Here is a 16,302-nt window from a genome sequence, read left to right as displayed (position 1 = left end):
CTGACGCTCGGTTCCCGGTGATCCGCGCAGGTCTTTCGTGCGTCGGCGGGAATCGGTACTACGGTCCGCACGGTCCTGGCTCGCGCCACACGCGGACATCGAAGACGGCTCCGGCATCCCGCGGATGCTGTGGCCTCCACGCTCAGGAGGAGCATGCCGACCACGGCACCAGCCGCCACGCGGCGCAGGAAGACGTCTCGTCGCGACGACGAGGCACCGCTGATTCCGATCCTCGCGCGCAAGGTGCGCGAGATCGAGGCCAAGTCTCAGCGCGGAAAGCTCGGCCCCACGAACCGCGTCAAGTTCCAGGTGATCGCATTCCTGGTGCGCGAAGAGCGCGCCAGGGTCAAGGCGGATGCCGAGATCGGCGACGCCGCCCGCGCGGAACTGCTCAAGCGGCTCGACGGCGTCGCCACGATCCTCGCCAAGACGGCAGCACGCGACACCTCGCTGATCCAGCTGCTCGAGGCCGATCAGGCGACGTCCCCAGTCGCCAAGCGGATGCGCCGCGACTGGCTGCTCGAGTCGGGCGCTGAGCTGGCGCCAGAAGAGCTCATCATCGCCGACGTCGCGCCCGTGCAGATCCCGGTCGTGCCTGCGGCGATCGCCGAGCGTCAGGTCACGCCGCCCTCGGTCGAGGCGCGGCAGCTCGCGAACCCGTTCCTCGCCCCCGACCTCACACCTCGCCCTGCCGCGACCCCGCGGCGACGGCTTGACGGCTGGGAATTGATGGGCCCGCTCTACAAGGCGTTCGAGACGGGTGCCGGCGGCTCGGCGGCCAGCATGGAGCTGCCGCCCGCACCCGAGTACGACCACCTCTCGCCCAAGGGGCTCGAGGTCATGGTGCATCAGTCGCGCTTCCTCGAAGCGGTCCGCGGCGGCCATCGCAGCTTCCTGCTCGCGGACGAGCCGGGTCTGGGCAAGACGGCGCAGTCCGTGCTGGCGGCATCCGTAGCCGGTGCCTATCCGCTCCTGGCCGTCGTTCCGAACGTCGTCAAGATGAACTGGGCGCGCGAGGTCGAGCGATGGACTCCTCAGCGCCGCGCCACTGTCATCCAGGGAGACGGCGACGACATCGACGCCTTCGCCGACGTCTTCATCGTCAACTACGAGATCCTCGACCGGCATCTGTCTTGGCTGGCCTCGATCGGCCTGCGCGGCATGGTCGTCGATGAAGCGCACTTCATCAAGAACCTCTCGTCCCAGCGCTCGCAGAACGTGCTCTCGCTCGCCGCGCGGGTGCGGGAGCGGACTCCGGGCGGCAACCCGCTCATGCTCGCGCTCACCGGTACTCCGCTGATCAACGACGTCGAGGACTTCGACGCGATCTGGCGTTTCCTCGGCTGGACCACGGGGGAGAAGCCGGGGCCTGAGCTGATGGAGAAGCTCGACGCGACCGGATTCACGCCGGCCGACAAGGCGTTCTACCCCGAGGCCCGCGATGCCGTGATCTCCATGGGCATCGTGCGACGAAAGAAGAAGGATGTCGCCGCGGATCTCCCCGACAAGCTGATCGCGGATCTGCCCGTGCAGCTCGACGACGAGTTCGGGCGGAGCATCCGTCAGGCGGAGCGCGAGCTGGGCGAACGCCTCGCAGCGCGCTACCGGCGGATCATCGACGCCCGAGGCGATCGCGGACTCGCTCCGGGTGAGATCGACGACGACATCGTCAGGCTCGTGTCGCAGAACGAACTCGAGGAGTCGAAGGCGGCGGGCACCGGGGGCGACAACGTCTTCACCATGGTGCGGCGCATCGGCCAGGCGAAGGCGCAGCTCGCCGCCGATTACGCGGCACAGCTGCAGCGGTCGGTCGGCAAGGTCGTGTTCTTCGCGAAGCACATCGACGTGATGGATCGGGCCGAAGCGCATTTCGCAGCATCCGGCATCCGCGCCGTGTCGATCCGAGGCGACCAGACATCCTCGGCCCGGCAGCAGGCCATCGACGACTTCAACGGCGATCCCGAGGTCGGCATCGCGGTGTGCTCGCTCACCGCGGCGGGCGTCGGCCTCAACCTGCAGGCAGCCTCGAACGTGGTGCTAGCTGAGCTTTCGTGGACGGCTGCCGAGCAGACGCAGGCGATCGACCGCGTGCACCGCATCGGCCAGGACGAGCCAGTCACCGCGTGGCGGATCATCGCTGCGCACACCATCGATACCAAGATCGCCGAGCTGATCGATCAGAAGCATGGTCTCGCAGCTCGCGCGCTCGACGGCGAGACCGTCGACGAGGCCGCCGCAGAGCCGGTGCAGCTGGCGGCGCTCATGCATCTGCTGCGAGGAGCCCTCGCCGCAGCGTGAGAAATGGGCGTTAAGAACCTCGGTTCTTAACGCCCATTTCTGTCGAATCCCGCCAGTATCTGGCACGTCTGGCATTTCGTCTGAGATCAGCAGTCAAGATTCGCTGTTTTCGTCGCCGAGAATGGCGCTTCCTCCTGCCGGGGCGCTAGTGTCGTTCGCAGGCAACGTCGCCTTTACCCCCTCACTGACCCGAACAACCGAAGGCGGCAGCATGAAGATCGGCATCCTCACGAGCGGCGGCGACTGCCCCGGGCTCAACGCGGTGATCCGCGCGATCGTACTCAAGGGCACCCGCGCGTACGACCTCGAGTTCGTCGGCATCCGTGACGGCTGGCGCGGCGTCGTCGACGGCGACTTCTTCCCGCTCACCCGGCATGACGTGAAGGGCCTGTCGAAGGTCGGCGGCACGATCCTCGGCACGAGCCGGACCAACCCCTACGAGGGTGAGCGCGGTGGCGCCGAGAACATCGCGAAGACGCTGTACGGCCACAAGATCGACGGCATCATCGCGATCGGCGGCGAAGGCACGCTCGCGGCGGCCGATCGCCTCGCCAAGGACGGCATCAACGTGATCGGCGTCCCGAAGACGATCGACAACGATCTGCGCGCCACCGACTACTCCTTCGGTTTCGACACCGCGGTGAACATCGCCACAGACGCGATGGACCGGCTGCGCACCACGGGCGACTCGCACCGCCGCTGCATGGTCGCCGAGGTCATGGGCCGCCACGTCGGCTGGATCGCCCTGCACGCCGGCATGGCCGCGGGCGCTCACGTGATCTGCATCCCCGAGGTCCCGATGTCGATCGAGGAGATCGCCGACCTGGTGACGAGCGCTCACGACCGTGGGCGTGCGCCCCTGGTCGTCGTGTCGGAGGGCTTCAAGCTCCGCGACATGGAGGAGGCTTACAGCGACAAGGGCCTCGACGCGTTCAACCGTCCCCGCCTCGGCGGGATCGGCGACCTGCTCGCACCCGAGATCGAGCGGATCACGGGTATCGAGACGCGCGCCACGATCCTCGGCCACATCCAGCGGGGAGGCGCCCCCTCGGCGTTCGATCGTGTTCTCGCGACGCGCCTCGGCATGCACGCCGCGGATGCCATCATGGACGCCGCGTGGGGCCAGATGGTCGCGATGCAGGGCACCGAGATCGTGCGCGTGCCCTTCGCCGACGCGCTGGGCGAGCTGAACACGGTCCCGCAGGTGCGCTACGACGCCGCAGCCACGCTGTTCGGCTGAGCCCCGGCGGCTTGAGCGCCGGTTCTCCGGGGCAGCGCGCTTCCGCCGAGGTAGCGGGCTTCCAGGAAGCGCCAGAATAGGTCAACCGCGCGAGAACAGGAAGGATGCAGTCAAGCATCCTCTTCTCGTGCGGTTGACCTATTGTCGGATGTCGTGAATCAGCCGGCGATGTGGAGCAGCTGCGCGATCGCGGTGCGGATCGTCTCCTGAACGAACTCCGGCTGGAAGAAGACCTGGTAATAGTCGAAGCGCAGAACCGTGTACCCGCGAAGTCGCAGGCGGGCGTCTGCCTCGATGTCCCGGCGACGTGCGACGGCGTCGCTGTGATGTGCGAACCCGTCGAGTTGGATGATGAGGCGATCTCCGATCAGCGCGTCGACGCGATGTCCGTCGATCCACGCCTGCTGTCGGACGTGAATGCCGATCGCGCGCATGAGGATGACGAACTCGGTCTCCATGCCGGAGTCCGAGAGGCTCGACGCGATCGCGGCGATCCGCCTCGCGCGGTTCCCCGTCCAGTGCACGGCATGGAGCACAGGAGCGGCGATCAGCCGCTTGTTCAATCCGGATTCCCAGATAGCCAGAGCCTGCGGCGGTTCTTGGCAGCGAGCAACGTGATCGAGCACGTTGATCAGGGGCTCGATCGGGGCGCGAGCCCTCGTCGGCGCCGGGCCGCGTGACCAGTGGACCGAGAACGCATTCTTGTCGAAATGCGAGCGCTCGGATCTGACCGAGATGTGCACGACGTCATCGTCGGGAACCCACAGCCCCAGCCGTCGCGCCTCGCTGACGCATGTCAGTCGTCCGCCCGCGGCGACAGCCGACACGATGTCTGCCTCGCAGTCTCTCAGCACGATCCAGGATCTGCGCAGTCGCAGCATCCTCCCGCTTTCGATTCCCTTCGAGATCGCATGCCGGCTGAATCCCGCCGCGTAGATGTCCGAGGTGTGCGCCGCGCCGTCGTGCCTGCTGAGCCATTCTTCGAGAAGCATCGGCCCAGCCTGCGGGATCGATGGCCCTCGTTGGAGCGCAGAACCAGCTCATGGGGACAGAATGGACGGCTCCCCGACTTGTGCAGGAGCATTCGCCCCATCCCGAAAACAGGTCAACCGCGCGAGATGAGGTCGGATGCGGCCATCGATCCTATTCTCGTGCGGTTGACCTATTCTCGGGGAGAAGTCGACCTCGGAGCGGAGGCAAGCGGGCGGGCTACTCGGCGAGGCCGAGCACGTCGAGGATCCACGCGAGCTCGAACGCGCGCTCGCGCCAGGAGTTGTACCTGCCGCTCACGCCACCGTGACCTGCGACCATCTCGCACTTCAGCAGGACGTCGGATGCTCCGGCCTCGCGCAGCGCGGCGACCCACTTCGCCGGTTCGACGTAGGCCACTCGAGAGTCGTTGAGCGAGGTGACGGCGAGGATGCGGGGATACTCGATGCCGGAGCGGATGTTCTCATACGGCGTGTACGACTTCATGTACGCGTACACGTCGGCATCGTGAAGCGGGTCGCCCCACTCGTCCCACTCGATCACCGTGAGCGGCAGCGACGGGTCGAGGATGGTCGTCAGCGCATCGACGAACGGGACAACGGCCAGGATGCCGGCGAAGGAGGACGGCGCGAGATTGGCGACGGCGCCCATCAGCAGTCCTCCCGCGCTGCCGCCCTCGGCGACCAGGCGATCGGGCGAGGTCACACCGCTCGCGACGAGGTGCTCGGCGCAGGCGACGAAGTCCGTGAAGGTGTTGCGCTTGCTGAGCAGCTTTCCGTCTTCGTACCACTGGCGCCCCATCTCGCCTCCGCCGCGCACATGGGCGACCGCGAAGATCACGCCGCGGTCGAGCTCCGAGAGACGCGCCACGGAGAAGCCGGGATCGATTGAGTGCTCGTAGGAGCCGTAGCCGTACAGGTGCACCGGGCGAACGGAAGTGCCCGGCTCCCCGAAAGACCGCTTCCAGACCAGCGAGATCGGCACGCGCGTGCCGTCGGATGCTGTGGCCCAGGCGCGCTCCTGTCCGTAATCCGCGGGGGAGTAGCCGCCCAGGACGACTGCCTGCTTGCGCAGCACGAGTTCCCGGGTGGCGAGATCGAGCTCGTAGACGGTGCCGGGTGTGACGAACGAGCCATAGCCGAGACGCAGGAACGGCGAGTGCCATTCCGGGTTGCCGCTCACACCTGCCGAGTACAGAGGCTCGTCGAAAGCGATGTCCTCGAGTGCGTCGCTGGCGTAATCGAGCAGCGCGACACGCTCGAGCCCCTCGCTGCGGTACTCGACCGTGCCGAAGTCGCGGAAGGCGTCCATGCCGAGAAGCCGTCGGCCCGGGGTGTGCGGCAGCACGACCCGGCGTTCGCCCTGCGGATCGGATGCCGGAACCGAGACGAGCTCGAAGTCCAAAGCGTCCTGGTTGTGCAGGATGTACAGCCGATCCTCACCGTCGACCACGGCGTGCTCGAGCGAGTACTCGACGCCTTCCATGCGCGGCCAGACGATGCGCGGCTCGGCGGTGAGATCGCCTTCGAGGTCGACCAGATACTCCTCGCTGGTGATGCTGGAGCCGACCGCGATCACGAGGTAGCGGCGGCTGCGGGTGATCCCGGCGCCGAGCCAGAACTTCTCGTCCGGCTCGTGGAACAGCTGCACGTCGTCGGCGACGTCTGTGCCGAGCCGGTGCAGCCAGAGGGTGTCAGGGCGCCACGCCTCGTCGCGAGTGGTGTAGATGACGCCGGAGCTATCGGGCGTGAAGAACGCGCTGCCGGTGTTCGGGATCTCGTCGGGCAGAGTCTCGCCCGTCGTGAGATCGCGCACGTGCACCGTATAGAGCTCGTCGCCCTCGAAGTCGGTCGACCAGAGGAGTCTCGTGGCGTCATCCGAGGTGTCGAAGGCGCCCAGCGAGAAGAACTCGTGGTCTTCGGCCTCGACATTGCCGTCCAGCAGGACGACTTCACCGGGCACGGCGACCCCGGGCTCCAGGACAGGGGGAGTCCAGTCGTCTGGCGCAGCGGCGGTGCGGCAGTGGATGCCGTATTGGGCTCCCTCTTCGGTACGGCTGTAGTACCACCAGCCGCCGCGCCGGGTGGGCACAGACAGGTCGGTCTCCTGGACGCGGCCCTTGATCTCCTGGAAGAGCCGCTCGCGCAGCGGCGCCAGGTGAGCGGTCGCGGCATCCGTGAACGCGTTCTCGGCGTCAAGATGCGTGATCACCTCGGCGGAGTCCTTGTCGCGCAACCACTCGTACGGATCCTCGAAGGTGTCGCCGTGATGCGTGCGGGAGGTCGGGCGTCGGGCGGCGATCGGTGCGTCAGTCACCGTTCCACGCTAGCCCAGGTCGAGTTGACCGGCTCCGGCCCGGATGGGAGGATTTACCGGGGCCGGTAAACGGAAGAAAAACCCACGATGAACTCTTCGTTCGTCACGTCGATCCCGTCGACATCACCTTCCTCCTCAAACGACCGAAAGCGAACGGTGGAAACCGCAGCCCTCATCGTCGTGCTGGTGATCGCACTGGCACTGTTCTTCGACTTCACCAATGGGTTTCACGACACCGCGAACGCAATGGCCACGCCCATCGCGACCGGAGCCCTCAAGCCCAAGACCGCCGTCCTGCTGGCCGCAGGGCTGAACCTCGTCGGCGCCTTCCTGTCGACCGAGGTCTCGCAGACCGTCTCGCACGGGATCATCCGCGACGACGGAGTATCCGATGCGTTCCTGCCGATGATCTTCGCCGGACTGATCGGCGCGATCACCTGGAACATGCTGACGTGGCTGCTGGGTCTTCCCTCCAGCTCCTCGCACGCGCTGTTCGGCGGTCTGATCGGCGCGACCCTGGTGGGTGTCGGATTCGGCGGCATCGACTTCGGGGCCGTTCTGTCGAAGATCGTGCTCCCGGCGGTCATCGCCCCCGTCACGGCGGGCATCATCGCGTTCGCGGCCACGAAGATCGCGTACTCGATCACGCGTCGCTACGACAACAAGCCCGACGGACGCGACGGATTCCGGTGGGGCCAGATCTTCACCTCCTCGATGGTCGCCCTCGCGCACGGCACGAACGACGCGCAGAAGACCATGGGCGTCATCACTCTCGCCCTCATCACGGTGGGGTGGCAGAGCCAGGATCAGGCCGATCCGCACCTCTGGGTCATCGTCGCGTGTGCCGTCACGATCGCCCTGGGAACCTATCTCGGCGGCTGGCGGATCATCCGCACGCTCGGCAAGGGTCTCACCGACGTCAAGCCCGCGCAGGGCTTCGCGGCCGAGAGCTCCACGGCCGCGACCATCCTGGCCTCCAGCTACTTCGGCTTCGCGCTGTCGACGACGCAGGTCGCATCGGGCTCCGTGATCGGCTCTGGCCTCGGTCGTCGCGGATCCTCCGTGCGCTGGGGAACGGCCGGGCGGATCGCGATCGGCTGGCTCCTCACGCTTCCCGCGGCGGGCGCCGTCGGCGCTCTCGCCGCGCTCCTGATCCAGTGGCTCGGCGGCTGGGGCATCGCGGTCGACGCGGTGCTCGCCGTGGCGATCATCGTCGGTCTCTTCCTGCGCTCGCGGAAGGATGCGGTGACCCACGCCAACGCGATGAGCGACGTGGCCGAGTCGGGGCTCGCCGTCGAACTGCCAGAGACCCCGCCTCCCACGCGGCGTCAGCAGCGCATCGAGCGGGCGAAGGCCGAGGCCAAGGCTCGTGCTGCCGCACGTGAGCAGGCCAAGGCCGACGCCAAGAAGGTGCGCGCCGAAGCGGAAAAGGCGGCAGCCGACAAGGCGGCCAAGGCCAAGGCCGAGAAGAAGAAGTCCAAGGGCAAGGCCGAAGCCGGCAAGAAGGCGAAGGCCCCCGTCGAGTCCGAGCAGAACTCCAGCAGAGGAGAGTCGCTGTGAGCGTCGTGATCGACTGGAACGCATTCCTCCTGGTGTTCGTCGCGGCTCTCGTCGGCGCGTGCGCGATCGTCGGCTTCTATGCGATCGGGCTCCGGCTTCTGGTCCGCAGCGGCCGTGCGCCGGTCGTGAGCCCGGCCGAGTTCACCGACGCGATCACCGTGATCACGGAGAAGGACCTCAGGCGCGCAGAGAAGAAGGCTGCGAAAGCCGCCAAGAAGAGCCCGCTCACGGCTGGCGAGAAGAGACTCGCTCTGGTCGGCGCCTACGGATGCTTCGCACTGTGCGCCGCGGCTGTCGCTAGCGGCATCGCGCTCATCGTGATCGGGCACTGACCGCGCGACGACCTCCGCAGCATCGGCGGGTTCGTGTTCAGCCGAGCAATCCCGCGACGAGATCGTCGATGATGTCGTCGGTCGAGGTGCCTGGGTCGATCGGCGTCGTCAGTCGATCGAGCAGCAGACCGTCTATCGCGTAGTGGAAGAGGGCGATCTCGCGCCGTCCGCCGGGGAGACCGGCTGCTGCATTGAAGGCGACGTCGCCGTCGAAACCTGCCCGCTGCCAGGCGCCGAGAACCGCGGCGACCTCAGGGCGGCGGCTGCTCTCCAGCCGCAATTCGAACAGCGCGATCGTGACCTGGCGGTCGTCGCTGAGCCGACGGACGATGTCGCGCACATAATCTGCGAACAGCTCGAGGCTCGGCGTCTCGGATGCTCGGCGCTCGATGTCCTGGTCCGAAGGCGCCAGCCGTTCGCCGATGCGCTCGACGAGGCCCGCGATGAGCGAATCGCGGCTGCGGAAGTAGTTCGAGGTCGTGCCCGTCGGCGCGCCTGCCTCGAGATCGACCGCACGGTGCGTGAGCCCGCGTGAGCCTAGCCGAGCGAGGACGGCGAGGCCGGCATCCGCCAGAGAACGTCGTCGGGTCTCATTCTTCGCCATGTGGTCAGTGTAGCTGAACCACTACATCTGGTGTACACTCCAAGTACGACAGCTGTTGTGATTGGAGCGAAGATGCGAGAACTGGTCTACTACGTCGCCGTGAGCCTGGACGGCTACATCGCGGGTCCCGCCGGAGAGTTCGACGCCTTCCTGAGCGAGGGTGACCACATGGCGGCCATCAACGAGCGATTCGGTGACACGGTGCCGACCGACATCGCCGATGCGCTGGGCGTGTCACGTGACGGCGGCATGTTCGACACCGTCCTGATGGGATGGAACACCTATGCCGTCGGACTGCCGTTCGGAGTCGTGAGCCCCTACCGCCATCTGCGGCAGATCGTGTTCTCGCGAACGCGCACCGTGACCGGGGAGAGCCTCGAGGTCACGGCGGCCGATCCTGTGTCGACGGTCCGAGCGCTCAAGGAGCAGGAGGGTGCGGCGATCTGGCTGTGTGGAGGAGGTGCGCTGGCCGCCACCCTCGCCGATCAGATCGATCGTCTGGTGCTGAAGCGCAATCCCGTGCTCTTCGGCGCAGGCATCCCGCTCTTCGGACCGCGCCCGTATGCCCCCGAGCGGTTCGAGGAGGTCGGCACGACGACGTTCGAGTCGGGGGTCGTGCTCTCCGAATACGTCCGCCCGGCTGCTGTGTGAGGAGTCTCCAGCCCACCGTCGGCGCCGCCCCATAGGCTGGAGCCATGAGCGAGTCTCCGCAGAGCGTGTACGCCTTCGGCCGCCATGAGCCGGCGTCGCACGTGATCATCCACGTCAGCGACACACACTTCCTCGCCGGCGGTGCCAGGCTCGGCGGGCGGTACGACGTGGATGAGACGTTCTCCCGCACGCTCGAGGCGATCATGGCGGTGCACCCGCATCCGTCCGCGATCGTCATCACGGGCGACCTGGCGGATCTGGGGGAGCCCGACGCCTATCGCCGGCTGCGCGAGGCCGTCGAGCCGGTCGCGGCAGCACTGGACACCGCCGTCGTGTGGGTGGCCGGCAACCACGATGAGCGTCCGGCGCTGCGCGCAGGGCTTCTCGATCTCGAACCGAGCGAGGAGCCCGTCACCAGCATGTGGGATCTGGACGGCCTGCGTCTGATCGCCCTCGACACCAGCGTGCCTGGCTGGCACCACGGTGACATCGACGAAAGGCAGCTCGACTGGCTCGCCGGAGTCCTCGCAGAGCCCGCGCCGCACGGCACGCTGCTCGCCATGCATCATCCCCCGCTGCCGAGCCACCTCCCGCTCTTCGACATCCTGGAACTGCGGCATCAGGATGAGCTCGCCGATGTCATCCGCGGCACGGATGTGCGCGGCATCCTCGCCGGTCATCTGCACTACTCATCGCACGGCATGTTCGCGGGGGTGCCCGTGAGCGTCGCCTCTGCGACCTGCTACACGATGAACGTGGCGCGCCCTGCCCCGGACGTCAACGGCATGGATGCCGCGCAGGCGTTCCAGCTCGTGCACGTGCATCCTGACACGATCACCCACACGGTGGTGCCCGTCTTGGATGCGCCGACGGGCGACTTCTTCTCGCAGGAATGGCTGGAGCGGATGGCGCGTCTCACGCCGGAGCAGCGTCTCGAGGCGTTCTCCCGCAAGCCCGGCAGGTGACTCGGGCGCGGCGTTGAACAGGCGTACACTAGGAGCACCCCCGAATCACCCACTCGCCACGACCCACAAGGATGTGACATGGCTTCTGCCGCGCCCGCCCTCACCCGTACAGAGACCGATTCCCTCGGGAGCATGGAGATCCCCGCAGACGCGTACTGGGGCATCCATACCGCCCGCGCAGACGCGAACTTCCCGATCACCAAGCGTCCGATCTCGGTGTATCCCGATCTCGTCATCGCCCTTGCGATGGTCAAGCAGGCCAGCGCCCGTGCGAACAAGGAGATCGGCGTCCTCGACGCTGAGCGCGCAGACCTGATCGACCGCGCCGCGCAGCGGGTGATCGACGGCGAGTTCCACGACCAGTTCACCGTGGGCGTGATCCAGGGCGGCGCCGGAACGTCGACGAACATGAACGCCAACGAGGTCATCACGAACATCGCGCTCGAGATGGCAGGTCGCGAGAAGGGCGACTACGCCTTCCTCTCGCCGATCGATCACACCAACCGCAGCCAGTCCACGAACGACGTGTACCCGACCGCCGTGAAGATCGGCCTTTCGCTGACGCTGCACTCGATGCTCGAGGAGCTCGACCTGCTGCGCCGATCGTTCCTCCGCAAGGCGGGCGAGTTCCACGACGTCCTGAAGGTGGGGCGCACGCAGCTGCAGGATGCTGTCCCCATGACGCTGGGCCAGGAGTTCCACGGTTTCGCCACGACTCTCGGATACGACCACCAGAGACTGAGCGAGAACGCGGCGCTGATGTTCGAGGTGAACATGGGTGCGACGGCGATCGGCACCGGCATCACGACTCACCCGGACTATGCGCAGGCGGTTCTGAAGCACCTCCGCCAGATCACCAGCCTCGATCTGGTCACCGCATCCGACCTCGTCGAAGCCACCAGCGACACCGGCTCCTTCATGTCGTTCTCCTCGTCGATCAAGCGCAATGCGATCAAGCTGTCGAAGATCTGCAACGACCTGCGCCTGCTCTCGTCCGGACCGCAGGCCGGTCTCGGCGAGATCAATCTGCCGGCCATGCAGGCGGGGTCGAGCATCATGCCCGGCAAGGTGAACCCGGTCATCCCCGAGGTGGTCAACCAGGTCGCCTTCGCGGTGGTGGGCGCTGACATGACCGTCACGATGGCGGTCGAGGGCGGCCAGCTGCAGCTCAACGCCTTCGAGCCGGTCATCGCTCACTCGATCTTCCAGTCGATCACGTGGATGCGGCAGGCGATGTGGACGCTCCGCGTGAACTGCGTCGATGGCATCACGGCGAATCGCGATCGCCTCGGCGCCATGGTCGGGGCTTCCGTGGGCGTCATCACGGCGCTCACCCCGTTCATCGGCTACGCGGCGGCAGCGGCACTCGCGAAGACCGCACTGCTCACCAATCGCAACGTGGCGGATCTCGTCGTCGAGGCGGGGCTGATGTCGCGCGACGAGGTGATCAAGCAGCTCTCGCCGGCTCGCCTGTCGGGGCTTGAGGCCGTCACCGCGGCGATCCCGATCATCGCTCCGGAGGATCTCGAGATCTGATGCGCCGTCATGGGGCCTTCTCCCCATGGGCTTACAGCTGGTTCACAGGATAGAGTCATCGACGACCGATCTTCACTGGAGGAAAACATGACTAACCAGGTTCCCGGCGCCCAGCCGGCATACGCTCCCGCACCGGCCAGCATTCCCGGCAAGACCCTCGGCATCGTCGCGGTCATCGTGACCTTCGTCGCGTCGTCCGTGGTCGGCCTGATCCTCGGCTACGTCGCCCGGAACCAGAGCCGCGAGGTGGGATACGAGAACACACCTGCGAAGGTGGCCATCATCGCGGGGTGGATCCTCACGGCGCTCGGCCTGATCGCGGGCATCTTCTTCGTCATCTCGATGTTCGCGCTCGCGGCTTCGTCTGGCTCGTACGGCAGCTGATTCCGTCGCACTCGACAGTCAGGGCGGGGATCCGATCGGATCCCCGCCCTGACTTCGTCTTCGTGCGATTCAGCCGATGATGCGGCAGTGCGTGGTGAGCTCACCGATGCCGTCGATCCCGACCGTGACCGTGGAGCGGTCACGGAGGAAGATCTGCGGATCGCGGGAGTAGCCTGCTCCGCCCGGGCTGCCCGTCGAGATCAGCGTTCCCGGAAGCAGCGTCAGGGACTGGGAGAGATGGGCGATGAGCGTCGCGACCGACCGCACCATCTGTCCCGTCGTGGCGTCCTGGACGGTGTGCCCGTCCACCACCGTCCAGATGTGCAGGTCCTGTGGGTCGGCGATCTCGTCGGCGGTCACGACGAACGGACCGGTCGGTGTGAACCCGTCGAATGACTTGCAGCGTGACCACTGCGCCTCGGCGAACTGCACGTTGCGGGCCGTGATGTCGTTCACGACGGTGTAGCCCCACACGTGAGAGAGGGCGTCTTTCTCAGCGACGTCCTTCGCAGGTGTGCCGATGAGCACGCCGAGCTCCGCCTCGTAGTCGACCGCCTCACTGAGCGCCCGAGGCCAGGACGTCGTCTGCTCGTGACCGGTGAGCGAGTTCGGCCACAGCGTGAAGACTGTTGGTGCCGTATCGGTCTTCAGGCCGAGTTCGCTTGAATGCGCGGCGTAGTTGAGACCGACGGCCAATACAGCCGGAGGCGCGAGGACGGCGGAGGCGAAGGCCTGCTCTGCGAGCGGATGCCGTGGGGCCGTGGCTCCGATGAGTGCGGCACGCACGGCGGCGAGAAGCTCTGTGCCGCCTTCGATCAGCTGTTGCAGCGTGGCGGGAGGGTCGGGCAGGAGATCTGAGACGAGGATGGCGTCGGCGTCCTCCACGACGGCAAGCTCTGCCGTCGAGGAGTCGGCACGGCGCAGATGAGCGAACCGCATACCCCTACGGTAGTCGGGATCGAGCGTCTTTCGCAGAAGCAACCATCCAAAAGCCGGTGGAGAAGGGGCTTCACAATATGCTCGTGTCTATGAGTTCCGGAGGACCGTCCCAGCCCACGCCGTATACCCCGCCGCCCGCGGGGCAGCCGCAGGCCGCTCAGCCGCCTGCGCCCCAGCCGCCTGCAGCCCAGCAGCCGGCACCCCCGCAGCCGGCAGCCCCGCAGCATCCGGGGTATCAGCCGCCCGCATATCCCCAGCAGCCGTATCGGCAGCCGGTGCAGCATCCGGGGTATCAGCCGCCCGCGCACCAGCAGCCTGCGGCTCCTGCCCAGCCGACCCACCCGCAGCAGCCCGTTGCTGCGCAGACGCCGCCTCAGCCGCCGTACAGCCCGCCGCAGCAGCAGTACTCGGCGCAGCAGTATGCCGCATCGAACTACGCGCCCGCGCACTTCACACAGCAGCCCGGGTACGCCTCCGTGCTGGCGCAGCCGACGCACTACTCGCCGCCCGCTCCCGTCGCGCCGTCTCCCGCGCAGGGACTGCCGGCGCTTCCGGTACCCGGCGGGAAGGGCAAGGTCGTGCTCTTCGTCCTGTTCGGCTTCCTCGGCTTCCTGCTTCTCGCCCTGATCGCCTACTTCGCGTTCTTCCTCGGTCCGATCAGCTCGATCATCGGCCTCGTGCTCGCACTGATCCCGCTGGCGATCGTGTTCTTCGTCGTGTGGATGATCGATCGCTGGGAGCCCGAACCCAAGCTCATGGTCTTCTTCGCTGTGGCCTGGGGTGCGATCGCCGCGATCGGCCTGACCCTGCTCCTGGACCTCGCGCTCACGCTCCTGGTCGGCGGACGCAGTGACGCAGCCGGTGCGGTGGTGCAGGCCCCGATCGTCGAAGAGCTCTTCAAGGGCCTGGGTGTGTACCTGATCTTCCTGATCGCCCGCCGCAACTTCGACGGTCCGGTCGACGGCGTCGTCTACGGCGCGCTCGTCGGAGCGGGCTTCGCGTTCACCGAGAACATCCAGTACTTCGCGATCAGCCTGATCGAGGGCGGCGGCGCTCAGCTCGGAGTGACGTTCTTCGTCCGGGCGATCCTCTCGCCGTTCGCCCACGCGATGTTCACCTCGCTCACCGGTCTCGCGATCGGTCTCGCCGCGCGCCGGCAGGCCTCGGCGGGGGCCGCCCTCGGCTTCGGCGCGCTGGGGTGGCTCGGGGCGGTCTTCCTGCATGCGCTGTGGAACGGCTCGGCCACCTTCGGCGACTTCTTCCTGCTGTACTTCCTGCTGCAGGTTCCGCTCTTCGTCGGGTTCATCTTCGGAGTGATCGCGCTGCGGCGCGAGGAGGCGCGTCTGACCAAGGCGCGCCTGAGCGAGTACGCCGCCGCCGGCTGGTTCACGCCGGAAGAGGTCAACATGCTCGCGACCCGACCCGGACGCAAAGTGGGACTCAACTGGGCCGCGCAGCTGCGCGGCGATCGTCGGCCCCTCATGCGGGAGTTCATCAAGGACGCCACGAAGCTCGCGATGGTCCGTCAGCGCGCGATCACGGGTCGCGACCCGCTCGCCGCGCAGGACGAGCAGGCTCTGCTCGCGCGCACGAGAGCGACCAAGGCGGCGCTTCTCGCCTATTGAGCCTCCCGTGACAAGACTCAGCGCCCGGTGCTGCGGCGATGCCTGCAAGTCCTCCGGGCGCTGAGTTGATCTAAGAACAGGGTGCACCCGGCATCCGCGAGGTGTCAAGGCTTTTCGGTCGTCGCCGTCAGATCTCTTCGACGATCACGTCCAGCGCGACGCCTTCGCACGCGATGCGGGGGAGGGAGGCGAGCCTTCCTCCGCGAACCGAGTCTCCGGTGGCCACTCGAGGATCGGTCGACACCACGACCCGGCCCACGCCGTTGGTCAGTGTGACCTGGTGGCCGAGTGCCATGAACCGCGGCGTCAGCTCCTTTTCGACGGCGGCCACGAGCAGATCGAGCCCGGCCACGCCGATGCGCTCGCCGTCGATCTCGGCGGGCACCGCGATCGTGATCGTGTACTCGTCGCTGCACAGATAGTCGACGTAGGGGCCGGCGACGTGGGGCTCGCCGCTGGTCATTGGCACGCGATACCACTCCAGGGCGCTGTAGTCGATGTCCTCTTTGTTGACGGTCTGCGATGCCAGCACGAGTTGACGGCGATCCGCGCCCTGCCACCAGGCGAGGTGGCTGTGCGCGTCGGCGAGCAGGTCGATCGCGGCGATGAAGCCGGCTCCGTACACGGGGACGCCATCCAGCGCCAGGGTCTGGAGCGCGTACGGCTCGACGAGCGGGTCGAGCTTCGCCTGCGTCAGGGGTCCTGTGCTGCGGAGCTGGGCGACCTGGGCCGCGAACGGCTCCACCCACTCGAGCAGCGTGCGCATCGGTGCGGTGAAGTACTCGCTGACGATGTCCGCCGCACTGCGGATCACCTCGTCGGTCTGTTCCATATCTGTCCTCCCAAGCAGGTCGTCGTGACC

Annotated in this window: 14 protein-coding genes; 9 read left to right on the top strand and 5 right to left on the bottom strand. The window is 67.1% G+C overall.

Annotated features, from left to right (window positions below; all coding sequences use genetic code 11):
• Window positions 1-153 precede the first annotated feature (153 nt).
• On the top strand, window positions 154-2,298 hold the full coding sequence (locus RS84_RS16535) for a DEAD/DEAH box helicase (RefSeq protein WP_045258836.1): 2,145 nt from the start codon (window positions 154-156) through the stop codon (window positions 2,296-2,298).
• A gap of 211 nt (window positions 2,299-2,509) precedes the next feature.
• Complete coding sequence (locus RS84_RS16530; protein ID WP_045258835.1) at window positions 2,510-3,538, top strand: ATP-dependent 6-phosphofructokinase; 1,029 nt, start codon at window positions 2,510-2,512, stop codon at window positions 3,536-3,538.
• A 158-nt stretch (window positions 3,539-3,696) separates the two neighbouring features.
• On the opposite strand, the gene RS84_RS16525 is transcribed toward RS84_RS16530, so the two are convergent.
• Complete coding sequence (locus RS84_RS16525) at window positions 3,697-4,530, bottom strand: DUF559 domain-containing protein (RefSeq protein WP_045258834.1); 834 nt, start codon at window positions 4,528-4,530, stop codon at window positions 3,697-3,699.
• A 217-nt stretch (window positions 4,531-4,747) separates the two neighbouring features.
• Window positions 4,748-6,844, bottom strand: coding sequence for a S9 family peptidase (locus RS84_RS16520; RefSeq protein WP_045258833.1), 2,097 nt, complete (start codon window positions 6,842-6,844; stop codon window positions 4,748-4,750).
• Between the two features lie 156 nt (window positions 6,845-7,000).
• On the opposite strand from RS84_RS16520, the gene RS84_RS16515 reads away from it, so the two are divergent.
• Complete coding sequence (locus tag RS84_RS16515) at window positions 7,001-8,404, top strand: inorganic phosphate transporter (RefSeq protein WP_045258832.1); 1,404 nt, start codon at window positions 7,001-7,003, stop codon at window positions 8,402-8,404.
• Complete coding sequence (locus RS84_RS16510) at window positions 8,401-8,736, top strand: hypothetical protein (protein WP_045258831.1); 336 nt, start codon at window positions 8,401-8,403, stop codon at window positions 8,734-8,736. Before RS84_RS16515 ends, RS84_RS16510 begins: the two co-directional genes overlap by 4 nt.
• Before the next feature lie 37 nt (window positions 8,737-8,773).
• Here RS84_RS16510 and RS84_RS16505 read toward each other — a convergent pair whose 3' ends face one another.
• A complete protein-coding gene (locus tag RS84_RS16505; protein ID WP_045258830.1) occupies window positions 8,774-9,340 on the bottom strand; it encodes a TetR/AcrR family transcriptional regulator in 567 nt (188 codons plus the stop codon).
• A 72-nt stretch (window positions 9,341-9,412) separates the two neighbouring features.
• Between RS84_RS16505 and RS84_RS16500 the strand changes: the two genes are divergently transcribed.
• The 4 genes from RS84_RS16500 (at window position 9,413) to RS84_RS16485 (ending at window position 12,876) form a co-directional block, all read left to right on the top strand.
• The gene (locus RS84_RS16500; protein WP_045258829.1) at window positions 9,413-9,991 is read left to right on the top strand and encodes a dihydrofolate reductase family protein; all 579 of its coding nucleotides are present in this window, start codon (window positions 9,413-9,415) and stop codon (window positions 9,989-9,991) included.
• A 44-nt stretch (window positions 9,992-10,035) separates the two neighbouring features.
• A complete protein-coding gene (locus RS84_RS16495; RefSeq protein WP_045258828.1) occupies window positions 10,036-10,956 on the top strand; it encodes a phosphodiesterase in 921 nt (306 codons plus the stop codon).
• Window positions 10,957-11,034: 78 nt separating this feature from the next.
• Window positions 11,035-12,492 carry an aspartate ammonia-lyase gene (locus RS84_RS16490; RefSeq protein WP_045258827.1) on the top strand — a complete coding sequence of 486 codons (1,458 nt, stop codon included), beginning with the start codon at window positions 11,035-11,037 and terminating at the stop codon, window positions 12,490-12,492.
• Between the two features lie 87 nt (window positions 12,493-12,579).
• On the top strand, window positions 12,580-12,876 hold the full coding sequence (locus RS84_RS16485; protein WP_052676413.1) for a hypothetical protein: 297 nt from the start codon (window positions 12,580-12,582) through the stop codon (window positions 12,874-12,876).
• Window positions 12,877-12,945: 69 nt separating this feature from the next.
• Here RS84_RS16485 and RS84_RS16480 read toward each other — a convergent pair whose 3' ends face one another.
• Window positions 12,946-13,815 (bottom strand): fumarylacetoacetate hydrolase family protein, encoded by an 870-nt coding sequence (locus RS84_RS16480; protein ID WP_045258826.1) that lies wholly within the window; start codon window positions 13,813-13,815, stop codon window positions 12,946-12,948.
• 89 nt (window positions 13,816-13,904) lie between these two features.
• Between RS84_RS16480 and RS84_RS16475 the strand changes: the two genes are divergently transcribed.
• Window positions 13,905-15,440, top strand: coding sequence for a PrsW family glutamic-type intramembrane protease (locus RS84_RS16475; RefSeq protein ID WP_082062238.1), 1,536 nt, complete (start codon window positions 13,905-13,907; stop codon window positions 15,438-15,440).
• A gap of 127 nt (window positions 15,441-15,567) precedes the next feature.
• Here RS84_RS16475 and RS84_RS16470 read toward each other — a convergent pair whose 3' ends face one another.
• On the bottom strand, window positions 15,568-16,272 hold the full coding sequence (locus RS84_RS16470) for a cache domain-containing protein (RefSeq protein ID WP_045258825.1): 705 nt from the start codon (window positions 16,270-16,272) through the stop codon (window positions 15,568-15,570).
• Between the last annotated feature and the right edge of the window lie 30 nt (window positions 16,273-16,302).

Source organism: Microbacterium hydrocarbonoxydans, assembly GCF_000956475.1.
GTDB classification, from domain to species: Bacteria; Actinomycetota; Actinomycetes; order Actinomycetales; family Microbacteriaceae; genus Microbacterium; species Microbacterium hydrocarbonoxydans_A.
The sequence above is the reverse complement of the archived record's forward strand: the minus strand, read 5'-3'. Positions and strand labels throughout refer to the sequence as shown.

What these genes read in the sequence shown, in the direction of transcription:
- RS84_RS16535 (WP_045258836.1), top strand. Translation starts at nt 154, where the DNA reads ATGCCGACCACGGCACCAGCCGCCACGCGGCGCAGGAAGACGTCTCGT.
- RS84_RS16530 (WP_045258835.1), top strand. Translation starts at nt 2,510, where the DNA reads ATGAAGATCGGCATCCTCACGAGCGGCGGCGACTGCCCCGGGCTCAAC.
- RS84_RS16525 (WP_045258834.1), bottom strand. Translation starts at nt 4,530, where the DNA reads ATGCTTCTCGAAGAATGGCTCAGCAGGCACGACGGCGCGGCGCACACC.
- RS84_RS16505 (WP_045258830.1), bottom strand. Translation starts at nt 9,340, where the DNA reads ATGGCGAAGAATGAGACCCGACGACGTTCTCTGGCGGATGCCGGCCTC.
- RS84_RS16500 (WP_045258829.1), top strand. Translation starts at nt 9,413, where the DNA reads ATGCGAGAACTGGTCTACTACGTCGCCGTGAGCCTGGACGGCTACATC.
- RS84_RS16495 (WP_045258828.1), top strand. Translation starts at nt 10,036, where the DNA reads ATGAGCGAGTCTCCGCAGAGCGTGTACGCCTTCGGCCGCCATGAGCCG.
- RS84_RS16490 (WP_045258827.1), top strand. Translation starts at nt 11,035, where the DNA reads ATGGCTTCTGCCGCGCCCGCCCTCACCCGTACAGAGACCGATTCCCTC.
- RS84_RS16485 (WP_052676413.1), top strand. Translation starts at nt 12,580, where the DNA reads ATGACTAACCAGGTTCCCGGCGCCCAGCCGGCATACGCTCCCGCACCG.
- RS84_RS16480 (WP_045258826.1), bottom strand. Translation starts at nt 13,815, where the DNA reads ATGCGGTTCGCTCATCTGCGCCGTGCCGACTCCTCGACGGCAGAGCTT.
- RS84_RS16475 (WP_082062238.1), top strand. Translation starts at nt 13,905, where the DNA reads ATGAGTTCCGGAGGACCGTCCCAGCCCACGCCGTATACCCCGCCGCCC.
- RS84_RS16470 (WP_045258825.1), bottom strand. Translation starts at nt 16,272, where the DNA reads ATGGAACAGACCGACGAGGTGATCCGCAGTGCGGCGGACATCGTCAGC.